The organism is Pseudomonas sp. ANT_J12 (genome assembly GCF_008370045.1).
Taxonomy (GTDB): domain Bacteria; phylum Pseudomonadota; class Gammaproteobacteria; order Pseudomonadales; family Pseudomonadaceae; genus Aquipseudomonas.
In genome coordinates this window covers 200532-215473 of the sequence record NZ_VOBN01000002.1, presented here as the reverse complement: position 1 = coordinate 215473, position 14942 = coordinate 200532, and the positions used below count along the sequence as shown (strand labels likewise).

8 protein-coding genes are annotated in these 14942 nt (G+C 63.2%); 2 read left to right on the top strand and 6 right to left on the bottom strand.

The annotated features are described in order from the left end of the window. The first annotated feature begins 48 nt into the window (after positions 1 to 48). A complete protein-coding gene (locus FQ192_RS06855) occupies positions 49 to 4137 on the top strand; it encodes a neuraminidase-like domain-containing protein (protein WP_149657918.1) in 4089 nt (1362 codons plus the stop codon). Beyond that, entirely contained in the window at positions 4130 to 8176 is a 4047-nt protein-coding gene (locus FQ192_RS06850; RefSeq protein WP_149657917.1) for a hypothetical protein, read from the top strand. Before FQ192_RS06855 ends, FQ192_RS06850 begins: the two co-directional genes overlap by 8 nt. 32 nt (positions 8177 to 8208) lie before the next feature. Here FQ192_RS06850 and FQ192_RS06845 read toward each other — a convergent pair whose 3' ends face one another. From FQ192_RS06845 to FQ192_RS06820, 6 genes are read right to left on the bottom strand one after another with little or no spacing between them, the layout of a single operon-like run. After that, on the bottom strand, positions 8209 to 9540 hold the full coding sequence (locus tag FQ192_RS06845; RefSeq protein ID WP_149657916.1) for a DUF58 domain-containing protein: 1332 nt from the start codon (positions 9538 to 9540) through the stop codon (positions 8209 to 8211). After that, positions 9537 to 10535 (bottom strand): MoxR family ATPase, encoded by a 999-nt coding sequence (locus FQ192_RS06840; protein WP_149657915.1) that lies wholly within the window; start codon positions 10533 to 10535, stop codon positions 9537 to 9539. The genes FQ192_RS06845 and FQ192_RS06840 overlap by 4 nt, the downstream gene beginning before the upstream one ends. Continuing rightward, positions 10532 to 11695, bottom strand: coding sequence for a DUF4350 domain-containing protein (locus FQ192_RS06835; RefSeq protein ID WP_149657914.1), 1164 nt, complete (start codon positions 11693 to 11695; stop codon positions 10532 to 10534). Before FQ192_RS06835 ends, FQ192_RS06840 begins: the two co-directional genes overlap by 4 nt. Beyond that, complete coding sequence (locus FQ192_RS06830; protein ID WP_149657913.1) at positions 11692 to 13236, bottom strand: DUF4129 domain-containing protein; 1545 nt, start codon at positions 13234 to 13236, stop codon at positions 11692 to 11694. The genes FQ192_RS06835 and FQ192_RS06830 overlap by 4 nt, the downstream gene beginning before the upstream one ends. Further along, entirely contained in the window at positions 13223 to 14200 is a 978-nt protein-coding gene (locus tag FQ192_RS06825) for a stage II sporulation protein M (protein WP_149657912.1), read from the bottom strand. Before FQ192_RS06825 ends, FQ192_RS06830 begins: the two co-directional genes overlap by 14 nt. Then, positions 14197 to 14922, bottom strand: a complete 726-nt coding sequence (locus FQ192_RS06820; protein ID WP_149657911.1) for an RDD family protein — start codon at positions 14920 to 14922, stop codon at positions 14197 to 14199. The genes FQ192_RS06825 and FQ192_RS06820 overlap by 4 nt, the downstream gene beginning before the upstream one ends. Positions 14923 to 14942 lie beyond the last annotated feature (20 nt).

Below are 14942 nucleotides of genomic sequence, written 5' to 3'. Positions count from 1 at the left end.
CGACGGCCGCATAACGGTTTGGCCCCAACGGGCTTAGGAGCAAGAAGCATGGCACAGCACAATATTGGTGGTCTGCTTGAAGAACGTCGTTTGGCCCTGGTCGAGTACTGCATCGGGCAAGTGGGCAAGACCGGCACCGGCAAATTCAACTTTCTGAGGACCCCGGAGGACCTGTTCGAACTGCTGCGCCTGGACCCGCTCGACAGCTATCCGGTGCAGAGTTCCTGGGTGGCCGAGGCGACCAGTTGCGCCCAACAGTTCATCCATGCGGCCTACCGCAAGCTGGAACCGGGTTATAAAAAAGCGACCTTCAATTCGCAGGATCTCAAGCTCTGGGAGTTGTACAACAACTACCCGGACTGGGCGGCGGTGACCCAGATCGGGATTTACCCGGAGAACTTCATCAACCCCTTTGTGCGCCAGCGCAAGACCGGGTTGTTCAAGACCCTGGAAAACGATCTGAACCAGACCCGACTCAACAGCGATTCGGTGCAGCGGGCCTTGCAGAACTACCTGCAAGGGTTCGAACAGACCTGCAACCTGGATGTGATCAGCAGCTACATGGACGGTGCTGAGCCCACCCGCGCCGACTATTACTTTATCGGCCGTCAGCGGGTGCCGCCGTTCCAGTATTTCTGGCGCAAGGCCGAGATTGAATTGGTGCCCGGCTGCAAGGCCATCAACCCGGTGGCGTGGGGGGAATGGTTGCCCGTGGAGATCGGTACGGGGGATCGGGTGCTGGATATTCGCCCGGTGTTCTGGAACGGGCGGTTGTGTGTGGTGTGGGCGCAGTGGCGTGACAGGGTTTGCAAAATAGTCGACAGGGAGATCGAGGTGCTTTTGCCGTACAGACTCGAGATCAACCTGGCGTTCATGATGCAGAACGGCCAATGGTCGGCACCGTTGAATCTGTATACCACTGAGCCTGATCAGGACTTGAGCATTAATGCGCGGCTAATCGCTACGATCTCCGCCGATGAAAATCATCCCAAAGGCGTATTGGGCGTCATGTTGGTATGTGACTACATCGACTTTGACGTGTTCGTGACCCGTGATGTGTTGATGCGCCCCGTTCCGGAGGATGACGGCCGTTGGCTGACTCATCTGGCGCTTTATCGCTTCACCAATACCTTGACCGTGCAGCATCCGCTGTTTGCAGACAATCAACCGGAGGTCACCGCCAAAGTCACTGCTCCTGGTTCATTGACCAACTATTACGGCTTGCAGGTGTTGTTTCTCAGCGATAACGGCGATGGCAAGGACCGATTGGTGGTCAGAGGGGTGTGCAAGCCCACTTCGTTGCCTACGGCGCCTGCCAAGTTTACGTTGGAGTTGCTTAACCCCGCTGCCGGTGATGATCCGTTCAAGACCCAGGTGGATGGAAACGCCGCCGGCGGCTGGGCGACGGGTTGGTTAACGATCCAGCGCAATTCGGGTGGCTTTGGCGCCACTGTGCAGTTCACGTTGGGGGGAACAACCACGTCTTACGGCACGAGCCAATTCACCCTGAAGATGGCCAACCTGCCCCGGTTCGTGCCCCCGGCCCTGGAAAAAAACACCGCCAACGCCGCGCAATTCATTGCCTTCAAACAGCCGGACACCCTGGCCCATGCACGCCTGAACTCGCTGTTCGGCCCGGAACTGGTGCAGCGCGCCAACGCGTCGGTGGACGCCGTGCTCGATTGGGATACCCAGTTCCTGGTGGAGCCACCCCCCGATTCCGCCGCCCTCGACGAGCCCAACGGGGCCTTCAACGGTGCCAACGGTCTGTCGTTCTGGGAGCTGTTTTTTCACCTTCCGCATCTGATCGCGGTGCGCCTGCGGGCCGAGGATCGCTTTCAGGAAGCGCAGAACTGGCTGCATTATCTGTTCGACCCCCGTGCCCCGGCCGAGGTGTCCGACCCCCCGGAAGCCACCGACAAACCGCCCTACTGGCGCTGCCGTCCACTGGACGGCGAAGGCAACCTGGGGTGTGAAACCCAACGGCCCGTCGACCCGGATGCCATCGGTTACTCGGCACCCCAGCGTTTTCAGATTCTGGTGTTCACCGAGTACGTGAACAACCTGATCGCCTGGGGGGACTGGTATTACCGCCAGCTCACCCGCGACAGCCTGGTGGCGGCCAAGCTGTGTTATGTGCAAGCCGAGTTCCTGATGGGCAAGCCGCCGGTGGCGCGGACGGTGACGCAATGGAAAACCCGGACGCTGGGACAACTGCTGGACGACAGCCGTTCGCGCCCGGCGCTGGAACAGTTTGAGAAAACCCTCAATGTTTCCCTGGGTGACATCCCGCCAGCGGCCGAAGCGCCGCCCTTGCTCGGCTTGTTGGCCAACGGGCCGTTCAAGGTGCCGATCAACGGGCAATTGCTCGACCTGTTCGACCTGCCGGGCCGGCGTCTTTTCAACCTGCGCAGTAACCTGACGCTGGACGGTAAACCGCTGGATATTCCGCTGTTCAGCCCGCCGACCGATCCGAACCAATTGCTGCGCGACCTGGCCGCCGGCGGGGGGGGCGGTCCGCGGCCGATGGGCGGACGCCTGGTCGTGGGCGCCTTCCGTTGGCGGGTGGCGTACGAAGTCGCACTGCGGGCCGTGCAGACGCTGCAAGACTACGGCAGCCAGGTGCTGCGCCTGCTGGAGCAACGGGATCGGGCCGAGCAGGAAGAGTTGCAGCAAAACCATCTGGTGGAATTGGGCAACTACGCCCAGGTCGCCCAGGAGCAGAGCATCGCCCAATTGGAGGCGACAGTGGCCGCGCTGCGCCAAAGTCGTATCACTGTGCAGGAACGCGCCGATACCTATGCCCGCTGGTATGAGCAAAACGTCAGTGATGTGGAATATCAGGTGATGGAAAGCCTGCAATTGGCCAAGCAACTGCACGTGGGGTCGACGGCGCTGCAAGCCGGGGGGGCGGCGATAGACGCATTGCCGAACATCTTTGGCGTGGCCAACGGCGGCCATCGTCCGGGCTCCGTTCTCTATGCCGTGGCCTATGGCCTGGAAGTCGCCTCGGCGGCGGTGCAAGCAGACGCCGACAAACAAGCGGTCACCGAAACCTATCGCCTGCGCCGGCGAGAATGGGAGCTGCAACGCAACCAGGCCCAGGCCGAGGTGCTGGCCATCGACGAACAGATCACCGCGCAGCAACTGGCGGTGGACGCGGCCCGGTCCAGTCTCGACCAGACATTGCGCGCCAATGCCCAAGCGCTGACGGTGTACAACTTCCTGAAAAAACGCGCGAGCAATGCCGAGTTGTTCGGCTGGCTGCTGGGCCAGCTCAAGGCTTTGCACTACCAGGCCTACGATGCGGTGGTCAGCCTGTGCCAGAGTGCCCAGTCGTCACTGAGTGCTGAAACCGGCGATTACGATTCGACCCCGGCCTTGCCTCAGGTGTGGCTCGACAACCGTTGTGGCCTGACGGCCGGTGAACAGTTGCGCGAGTACCTGTTGCGCATGGAGCGTCGGCACCTGCGAACCTTCGAGCGGCGCCTGGAGCGGGTCAAGACGGTGTCCCTGCGGCGGCTGTTCGACGACGACAAAGACCCGCAACCAGTGCACAAAAGCTGGAGCGAGGCGCTGGCCAGGTTGCAGGACACCGGCGTGCTGGAGTTCAGGCTCACGCAGTTGCTGTTCGATCGCGAACACCCCGGCGACTACTGCCGCCTGATCAACGCGGTGGAGGTCGACCTGCCGGTGCTGGTCGGACCTTACGAGGATGTGCGGGGGACCTTGCAGCAGATTGGCAGCACGACCGCCACCAAGGCAACGGTCCAGTCGGTCGAGTATCTGCACGACCCGGATGGCAAGGTGGCCCCGGCGGATGTGCAGTTCAACCTGCGCAGCGGGCAGCAGATCGCGCTGTCGGCGGGGGTAGCCGATAACGGCATGATGGCGATCCGGCCCGATGAAGGCTTGCTCAATCCGTTCGAAAACACCGGTGCCGTTTCCCGTTGGCAATTGAATTTCCCCTGGCCGAAAAAAGAGGTGCAGCGCGCGATGCTGGGCTCTTTGACCGATGTCGTTGTGCGCATCCGCTACACCGCCAAGGGCGGCGAGCCGAGCTTTCGGCTGGCGGTGGAAAACCTGGTGAACATAGACGAAATGCCCGGCCTCAAGGGAGCGCGCAGCCATGGGTAACCCTGTCATTCAGGCCAATCAGAACCTGGTACTCAACGGTGACTTCCTGCTGCCCTATGCCAATGGCTGGCTCAAGCAGCCCCCCAATTCGCGGGGTGTCGCCATTGGCAGTGAAATGTACAACGGCGAAATGACGCGTTTTCTCAGGATCAGCCTGGATGCCTCGGTCAGCCAGGTGATCGTGGTGCCCAAGGCCTCGGACGCCGAGAACCGCTATGTACTGAGCTTTCTGTGCCAGGTGCGTTACGACGGTGCGGGTCGGGTGGTGGTTGCGATGGTTGATCAGCCCGAGAAAAAAATGGAGATTGAACTGCTGCCCGGCCCTGCGCGGAACGAGGAGCAAGATAGGGAACGTCTGGCGGGTGCGCAGGCACAGGAATTTCTTCCGATCGAGTACGAAGTCGAACTGGACCTGCCGTTGCAAAGCCAGGATCGGATTCGCTTGACGGTGCACAGCCCGACCGGTGGAGATGGCAATGCAGAGGTGTGTATCACCCGCATCAACCTGGCCCTGCATTTGCCAGCGGTGCAACTGCAAACCCTGAAGCTGGATGAGCAAGTCGTGCCCGCCGGCCGCCTGTTGCCGTTATGCCTGGGGACCACCGGCAATTGGCGCCATCGTCTGGAGTGTGTGCCGGTGGCGGGGCACCCGTGGCTGGGTACCCAGGCGGCCTTGACCCTGGCAGACAATCCGCAAGGCGCGATCCGCGCGGAACCGGATTGGGGGGCCGATCAGCCGCTGGATGAACCGTGGCTCCTTGACTGTCCGCTGCTGGATGACGAAGGCCCGCACCTGTTCACGCTGCAATGGGTCAACCAGTACACCGCCGAACCGTATTCGATTCCCGTGTCCCTGGGGCACCACCGCGTGGTGTTTCGCGAGGTGCTGGAAGCGGCGTATTACCCGGTGCTGGAATATGGGCAATCCGTACGCCTGGGGGTGCAGGTGGCGTCGTACTACACCGGTCAGTTTCTCGACGGGCGCACGGTGAACTGGACCGTGGCCGGTCAGGGCGTCAAAGGTGCCGCCCTGACCGACGCCAATGGCTGGGCCTACTTCGACTATGTGCCCACGGTGGCGGGTGACTTCGACATCGAAGCGACGGTCGAGAGTTTGTATTACGCCAGCGGCGTGGTTTCCCACACCCAGACGGTGCGGGTATTGGCGAGCGATCCGTGGAAGACGTTGCAGTCGGTGGTCGAAGGCGCCGAGACACCCTGGCAGGAAAAGACCGGTTACCCCAATCGGGGATCCGGGTATGCCTTGCAAGTGAGGTTGCCGACGGATCACATGCTGTTGGATAGCGAGATGCAGCTGCGCTGGAGCGGTGATGCCGCCGAGCAACTGGGCGTTGCCGTCAGCCCGGCGCTGGAAACTTCGGTGCCGGTCACGGGCCGCAATCTGGAATGGACCCTGACCAGCGAGGATCGCCTCGACGGTCGATTCGAACTGTCGCTGGTGTGCTCGAAACTGTTGCTGCCGTCGCCGAAAAAAACCATGTCGCTGGCGCGCAATCTGGTGCGCATCGGCGAGGTGCGCGAGGCCAACAAGTTTCCAGTGGTGGATGAAAACGAAAACGTGTTGTTGCGGGTGCAGGTGGTGCATGTGCGGGACGGCGGCGACGGCGATCCGGTGGTCAATGCGCTGGTGGACTGGGTCACCCCTGAGGGCACGTTGCCCACCGTCCCCACGGGCAGCGGTGGTTGGGCCAGTTTTTTCTACACGCCGCGCAACGCCGGGGATCAGCAGGTCAGCGCCCGGGTGCGGGCCCATGAAGAGGCGGTGGCGTATGAACACCCCTTCAATGTCAAAGCCCTGGCCACCAGTCCGTGGAAGAGCGAAGTCAGAATCCTGCTGGATAACGTCGAAGTCGATCGGGTGGTGTTGGGCGTGCTGTGTTGGCGGGGGCGTTCGCACACGCTGAAAGTCGAGCCGTTGGCCGGTAGCACTTTGATCGGTCAGGCCATTGCGCTGAACTGGCGCGGAGCGGCACCGGCCATCGGGTTGGTGGCGAGTGATATCGGAGCGCCGAGAACGCTGACCGCTGCGGGGTTGGAGTGGACGTTATCGTCGGTGCAGGCCACCAGCGTCAGCAGTCTGTTCGAGCTGAAACTCAGCACCCCGCGGTTGACTGCGGATCGGGAATTGTTCGGACGGTTGATCGCCCCTGACCTGGCCGAGGAGGCGAGCCTGGCGCTGGATCAGGTCGCCGCGATACCCGGCGCCCAGGCGCTCTATCCGTGCCTGGGGGCCGTGCACCGTTTCAGCGTGTTGCCCAATGCCTTGAGTCCGCTGGCAGGGCTATCGGCAACCTTGTCCTGGACGGGCGCGACCCCCGAGGATCTGGGCGCCAGCGTCACGCCGCCCTTGGCGCAACCCCAGGTGATCGACGACGGCGGCGCGCGCTGGTCCCTGGATTTCACCGCCAGCCCGGCGCCGGGCCGGTTTTTCCTGGCCCTGGCGTTGCCGCAAATGAACTGGACGGCGACAGCCAACGACATGCTGCTGGCGCACAACCGAGTCCGGATTGGGACGTGGCAGGAAGCGGCGGTGGACCCGGTCGTGGGCCAGGAGCCGGCCTGGCTGTGGGCGCAAGTGTTTTCCCGGTACACCGGGCGCGCGGTGGAACATGTTCCGCTGAAATGGCTGGCGGGTGCTGTGCCCATCGACGTGCAAACCGACGCCGACGGTTGGTCCGGGTTTGCCTTTGCGCCCAGCGGTACCGGGCCGCAAGAGGTGCGGGCGGTCCTGACCAGCCCCTATGACGGCTACGAAGAGTCGCGCGCGACGACGGTGTCGCCACTGGCCAGCGACCCGTGGAGCGGCGTAACGGTGAGTTTTGACGGTCAGCCGCCGCAACCCTGGGGCGCCAAAACCTACTTTCCGCGGCGCAGCGGCAACCACACGCTGCAAATCATGGCCAGTCACGACAGCCCTTTGCTTGATCAGCAACTGACGCTGGGGCTGACCGGCACCGGGCCGGCGGCGCTGGGTATCCGCTTCGACCCGACGAACGTGCTCGGGACCCCGTTGCCGATATCCCCTGCCGGCGTGCAATTGTCCTTTACGGTGGGCGATGTACAGGATGGCGCGTTCGCCCTGCGCCTGGCCGCCAGCCGCTTGGCGGCATTGTCGCCCGCCAATGCCATGTCGCTCGGGTCAGGGGTCCAGGTGGTCAAGCTGCGGATCGACAGTCGTGTCGCCCAGACATTGGACTGGGGGCAAGCGCTGGTTGAACAGGTGACAGTGGTGTCGTCAGTCAGTGGCAAACCGATGAAGGGTTTGACCGTGACCTGGCGTAGCCCGGACCTGGGGGAAGTGACGTCGGTGACGGATTTTTACGGGGTGGCGAGCGTTCGTTTCACACCGACCACCGCCGGGGCCTCAGTGCTCACGGCGACGGTCGGGGACCAGACATATTCGCAGTCGGTATCGCTGGCGTATGTCGTCAATCAACCCTCCAGCATTCAATCGCTGGTCTGCGCAGAACCGGCGGGTTATCCGGGTCAAGTGGCGTCGGGCATGGCGACGGTGGTGTCGGCGTTCACGGGTGAGCCATTGGCTGGGGTCGAGGTGATGTGGGATTACTCGGGCGTCAGGCTGGCGCCGACCCTGACCGGAGCGGATGGGGTGGCGACGGTTGAGTTCACCCTGGAGCAAGCCGGCGAGGGCTTGGTGACGGCTTTTGTGAGCGGTGGCTTGTATGGGTGGGAGATGGCGTCGGTGATCGTCGAGGTGCTGCCGGTGCACGCCAGTATCCGAGAGGTGAATGCATCACCGAATCCGGCGGCGCCTCAGGTTTTTGTCAGGATGACCGCGGTGATTGTGGCCACAGACACAGGCCAGCCGTTGGCGGGGCGAGAGGTGTTTGTGTCTGTGAGTGGAGGTGCCTACCGGTCAACACTGACGGATGCAAAAGGAGAAGTGATAGAGCACTGGCGACCTTTGATGGTGGGTGATTTGGTATCACTCAACGTGGAAGTCAGAAACCCCGGCGAACCTGCGAAACGGAGCGGGATTGTTGTGCCAGTCATTTAGGGGCGCGAGTCAACGGTGACGGGGAATGAACGTTAAAACGCCCCGGCCTTTTTCCAGCTCAGATAACGCGTCACCAAACCGTTGCCGAGTTCCCGGGGCAGCGCTTCCAGCACCGGCACGCCATGGGTACTCAGTTGCTCATGGCGTTCGGCCTGTGCGTTGAGGTAATCCACGGTTCCGCAATACAACAAGGCTTCGGGCAGGGTTTGCACGGGCGTGTGGCGCAACTGATCGAGGACTTCTTCGCGCAGGCTGGCGACCAGCACCCGGTGGTGCTGGCCCAGGCGTTTCACGGCGTTGAGCAGGTCTTCGTCGTCTTCATCCCGCAGGTTAGTGACCAGCACCACCAGCGCCCGGCGTTTCTGCCGGGCCATTAACTGGCTGACGGCCGCCTGGTAGTCGGCGGGACGTTGGGTGGTGTTGAGGTCGTAGGTCGCGTTGAGCACGGTCTTGAGCTGACCCGCGCCTTTGACCGGGGCGAGGTACAGCGGCGTCTCGCCGGCAAAGGTGCACAGCCCCACCGAATCACCCTGTCGCAACGCCACATAACTGAGCAACAGGCAGGCGTTCAGTGCATGGTCGAAATGGCTGAGTTCGCCATCGTGGCTGCGCATCCGCCGGCCGCAGTCGAGCATGAAGATGATCTGCTGGTCGCGCTCGTCCTGGTATTCCCGGGCAATCGGCGTGCGTTGCCGGGCCGTGGCTTTCCAGTCGATCTGGCGCAGGCTGTCGCCTTCGCGGTATTCGCGTAGTTGATGAAACTCAAGGCCCTGGCCCCGTCGTTGATGCTGACGTACGCCGAGCTGGCTGAGCCAGTTGTCCACCGCCAACAGTTCGCCGCCGTAGAGACGGGCGAAGTCCGGGTAGACGCGGGTGCTGTCGCTCACATTGAGCAGGCGTTTGTCGGACCACAGGCCCAAGGGGCTGGGCAGGTTGATTTCGCACTGTTCGAACCTGAAGTGGCCCCGTTGCAGCGGGCGCAGGCGATAGGTGAGCTGGCTGTGTTGACCGGGCTGCAACTCAAGGGATTGTGGCAAGTGTTCGAAGAGCAATCCTTCGGGGGCATGATCGAAAATCTGTACGTCCAACGGCTGGGCAAAGTCATGCTCGACCACCAGCTGCACCTCTCCCCAACGTCCCAGCGCGAGGCTGCCGGGCATCTGTCGTGTCAGGCGTGGCGAGGGCAGGCGTTTGAGGCGCACGATATCGAGCACGGCCAGGGTCAGCAGTGCCAACAACAGCGCCCAACTGATCGATGGCAGGTTGTCGGGAATGTTGATTTCGAGCGCCCGCAGTGCGCCCAGAATGATGTTCAGGCCCAGCAGCACCGAGAGCCAGATCAGCAGCAGGCGCGAGGGTTTCACAGGCGCGGCGCCGGGATCTGATCAAGCAGTTGCTGCAACACCTGATCGACATCCAGGCCTTCAATGTCCAGCTCCGGCGCAATCCGCACCCGATGACGCAACACCGCCAGGGCACAGCCCTTGATGTCATCCGGAATCACGAACTCACCGCCGCGCAACAACGCCCGCGCCCGCGCGCAACGCACCAGGGCGATGGACGCCCGGGGGCCGGCGCCGAGGGTCAGGCCAGGCCAGGTGCGGGTGGCGCGGGCCAGGCGGATGGCGTAGTCGAGCACTTGCTCGTCGAGGGGCAAATCGCTGGCGATCCGTTGCAGCGCCATGACGTCCTTGGCTTGCAGCACGGTGCGCAATGGCTGCACGTCGAGCATGTCGGCCCGGGTCGAGCGGCTGACCTGGCGCACCATGTCCAGCTCTTGGTCGGCATCGGGGTAGTCCATGCGCACCTTGAGCATGAAACGGTCGAGTTCGGCTTCCGGCAGCGGGTAGGTGCCTTCCTGTTCGATCGGGTTTTGCGTGGCCAGAACCATGAATGGCTGCGCAATCGGCAACGCCCGGCCTTCGAGGGTGACCTGGCGTTCCTGCATCGCTTCAAGCAACGCCGCCTGGGTCTTGGCCGGGGCGCGGTTGATCTCGTCGGCCAGCAGCAGGTTGGTGAACAACGGGCCTTTGCGCAGTTTGAATTGCTCGGTTTGCAGGTCGTACACCGCGTGCCCGGTGACGTCGCTGGGCATCAGGTCCGGGGTGAACTGGATGCGCGCAAATTCGCCGCCAAAGCAGCGGGCGAGGGCGCGCACCAGCAGAGTCTTGCCCAGACCCGGCACGCCTTCGAGCAGCACATGGCCGCCGGCGATCAGCGCGGTGAGCACGTCATCGATCACAGTGTTCTGGCCGATCACGGCTTTCTGCAATTCGCCGCGCACGGCCTGGGCCAGTTGACTGGCGCGCTGGCGTTGCTGGGCGGCGTGGTGGGCGGTGCCGGGCTCGATGTCACTCATAGGGCATTCCTCAAGGTTTGCAGGTGGGCGACCTGACGGCTGAATTCAGCGCTGGACAGCCGCTGTTTCGGGCGCGGGCTCAGGGCCTGGCTGATGGCGCGGGTGGGTTGCCGGGTCAGGCGCGCAAGCACCAGCCATTGTTCGGCAACCGCCAGTTGTTCGAAACCGGGATGACGGCGTCGGGCGCGGCGCAAGACGTCCTGCTGCAAGGCCTGCAGCAGGGTGTCCTGGCCGTGATGACGCAGCATGAAATCGGCGCTGGCGCGCAGGTGTTCCTGGAGTTGTCGGCGCGCCCGTGGAACAGGTGCGAGCAGCGGCCCGTGGCGCACGCCGAAGTGCCAGCAGGCGAGGCCGATCAACGCTGCGAGGGCGCCCAGGGCCTGGGGGAAATAGCGCAGCAGCAAGGTCAGCAGCGAATCGTGATCGGTGTTGTACAGCAGGGTCACGCTGGTATCGGCGTTCAAATACCAGAGCAGCCAGGCATTGTCGTATTGCTCGATGGCCGGGGCTTTCCACAGCTCGGCGTCGGTGACCACGGTGATCGAACCGAGCCCGTGGGCCAGTTGCATCATGTGGGTGGCCTTGCCGCTGTTGGCCCAGGCCTGGGCGAGGTTTTTCGGATCATCGAGGTGGAAATCCGTATCGAAGCTGAAGTAGGCCGGGGCGTCCTCGTCTTCCAGGTAGAGCTTGGTCAGGTTCGGGTACGGGTCGTCGATGGGATCGGGCGGCAGGTCCTTGAGGTCTTTGCTCAAGGACTGATGCAACTGCACCCGGTCGAGCAGCAGGTCGTTGCTCTGGCCGGTCTTTTCATCCCACAGGGATTCGGCGACGAACACCAGACGCCCGCCAGCTCGGGTCCAGTTCAGCACCTGATCGATCTGGCGCGGTGTCATGTTCGAGCGGTCGCCGAACAGCAACAAACTGTGTTGGCGCGGGTCGATGCCGGGCAGCACGTCGAGGCTGTTGGCATGACTGACGGCGACGCCCTGTTTGCGCAGAAACTGCTCCGCCGCCAGATACGGATTGGCCCGCGCTTCGGGAGATGCGCCGTGATCGACGATCTCCTGATACGGCGTGGCTTTCAGGTACAGATAAAAACACAACGCGCCGAACAGCAGCGCGAACACCGCGCCCAGCGCCAGCCATCCGCGCCGGCTCATCGGGAGGCTCCCGGATTGAACAGCGCACGCCAGCCATCGCAGAGTTCCTGTTGCAACGGCGCTGGCGGCAAGCGATGCCCATAGGCCATGTTCTGCCAGTGCCCGGTCAGGGTTCGGCTGAAGGCCAATAGTGCCGGCTGCTGCAATTGATCGATGCGCGCCAGCACCTGACCTTCGGTGTCGGCGTCTTTCAATGGCAGCTTGTAGTCATGCAACAAGCGGCTGAGCAGTGCGCGATACAGCAGGCCGAGGGCTTCGCGAGGGTTGGTTTGCCATAGGGTTTCGGCAGCGGCGGCGACGTCGGCGGGCAGGGTTTCGTGATGCACGTCCAGGCCGAACAGTTGCTTGGGCACGGCGCGCTCAACCTTGCTCCGTCGCACGGGCCGACGGCTGACAAACGCCTGCAACCAGTCGCGGTAGCGCCAGATCAGCAACGCGATGCCGGCAAGCACGATGCCCCACAGCACCACTTCAATCAGCGACGCCAGGGCGCCGAATCGCGAGTCGTCGAGCAGCCGGGTCAGCGCCTTCAGCCATTGCGGGGTGGTGCCATCGTCCTTGGTTTTCGCGTCGGGTTTGTCCTCGCCAAACCGATAACGGGTGACGGATTCCCGGTTCTTGAACGGTGGCTGGTCGAGGATCGCCTTGATGCTGTCCCGGGACGCCTGGCTGGTCAGGGGCTGGTCCAGCAGGCGCGGCGTGTCCGGTGAAATGACCGGCTCGGTGGCCCAGACGCTTTGCGCGCTCGGCATCCCTGCAATCACTATCAGCAACAGGACGACGGCTGCGCTGCTCAGGCGCTGACGCATGCGGCGGAACACCAGTTCGATGTCCCAGGCCTCCAGCACGGTGCGGCGGTTCAGATAGAGGCTGAAACCGCAGGCGACATAAATCGGTTCCCACACCACCAATATCAGTGCGTAAAAGGCGTTGATCAGGTGCGCCAGCCACAGCCAGTCCTGATTGGCGGCGTCGATCAGGGTCTGCCAGTTCCAGTCCAGCTCGACCTGTTGCGGCAGCAGCAGGTAGAACAGCACCATCAAGCCGATCCACAACGCGCTTTCCAGGAACGAGCCGATGATCGTCAACCACTGCGCGGCCCCGGCATTGCGTTGCAACAGGACGTGCAAACGTTGTTGGCGTGCCGTACCGCTCAGGCCTTCGAGTTGCACCACCGGCATGAGGAAGCTGCGGCTCAGGCTCAGTCGGCGCCAGGTCAGGCTGGCCACTAGTTGCGGCTTGAGCAGTCGCGGCCATTGGCGCAACGCCTCTTTGAGCGTGGGCGTTTCACCGAACAGGGTTTTCGACAGGATGAACAACGGCAGGCGATCGAACGCCGGTTTGAGCCACCAGAAAATCATCACCACCAGCGACGGCGAATCCCACAGCAGCAGGGTGAGCAGGGCGAAGATCGGCAACGTCACGATGGCCCAACTGCTCATCAACAACCCGCGATGCCGTTGACTCAGCAGCACGCCCAGGTCCATGGCTTCCCAGGTATTGCGCGGGCGAATCACCACCGTGGCGTCACTCAGGCGCATGACGAGTCCGTCCGGCCAACAGCAAATACAGCGCCACCACCAGCCACAGCGCCGCGCCGACCAGGTATTTGGTCATGGGCGTGGGGGCGGTCATGGAGGACCAGTAGGCTTCGACGAACGCCGCCAGCAGCAGAAACAGCATGACCCCGCAAATCAGCAACACGCTTTGGCGCGCAGCCAGGCGCAAGGCTTCGGCCCGGGGCAGGCGTCCCGGTGCGATCAAGGCCCAGCCCAATTGCAGGCCTGCGGCGCCGGACAGGACGATGCCGGTCAGTTCGAAAGCACCGTGGCCGATCACGAAGGGCCAGAAGGTTTGCCCATAGCCGATGTCGGTCAGGTGCCCGGCCACCGCGCCGATCATCAACCCGTTGAACACCAGGAAAAACGCGCTGCCCACGCCAAGCAGCGCACCGCTGGCGAAGGTCTGAAAGGCGATGCCGATGTTGTGCATGATGTAGTAGCCGAACATCACCCAGTCTTCGCTGGCCGCCCGTTCCGCCGAACGGCCGAGGTGCCCGGCGACCGGGTCGTACATGCTTTGCATTTCGCTGACCTGGTCGGCCGGGATGAGGTTGTAGATCAGGCCCGGGAACAGATACACCAGCAGGCCCATGCCAATCAGGCTGCCGAAAAACATCAGGCCGGCGGCGAGCACAAAGCGCCACTGCTGGCGCACCAGTCGCGGGAAGTCGGCGAGGATGAACGCCAGCGCATTGGCCCCCAACCGACTGCGATGCCGGTAAAACTGTTGATGCCCACGCAACACCTGATGCTGCAGCGAATCCACGAGAAAACTGCTGTACCCGCGCTCCCGGGCCAGGGCCAGGTGATGGCAGAGCCGGCGATAATCCTTGGAAAAGCTGGCGATGCGTGAGGCGTCCTTGCCTCGTTCCAGTCGGTCGAGGACCAGGGCGAATTGCTCCCATTCGGCCTTGTGGCGACTTTCGAAAAGGCTTTGCTTCATGTGGGGCCCAACAAGCCGCGGGCGATGCCATTGAGTTCGGCCACGGCGCGGGGCGGCGCAACCCGCAACGGTTCGGCGAGGATGCTCGCCAGTTCATTGACCCGCGCCGGGGAGAGTTCGCCCTGGCGTTCGGCAAAACCGAGGATGGCGCGCTGTTCGGTCAGCGTCAGGGCAAAGGTGGTGCGACGTGGTTCGGCGTCGGGTATTTCGGGGCGGGTGAGCGGCTGTTCGCGGTAGATCACCAGCGTCCCGGCGGCGAGGTCGCCGAGGCGCTTGAAGGTCGGGTGTTGCAGGCAACTGATGGCCCCGAGGACGTAACCAAACGGCAGCAGGTCGACAAACCGCAGCAGGTTGCGCAGCAACGAGGCCGACCAGCCGACCGGCGTGCCATCGTCCTGCACCACGCGCAACCCCATCCATTGCTTGCCCGGCGAGCGGCCCTGATTCAGCACCTCGAACAGCACCATGTACCACCAACTGACCCCGAACAGCAGGATCGAGCCCAGCCCGGCGCCGAGTTTGCCCAGAAACGCCAGCACGGTGAACAGCACGCCGAGGAGCAACCCGCGCAGGCCGAGGTCAATGGAGAACGCCAGCGCACGGACCATCAACCCGGCCGGGCGCAGTGGCAAGTCGATGCCTTCGGGCGTTTCGACTTGATACCGCGTGTCCAGTGGCGGGGACAGCGTCGCATTCCTTGGCAGTGCTGTGGTCACGAGCATGGGCAACCTGAATGATCGGG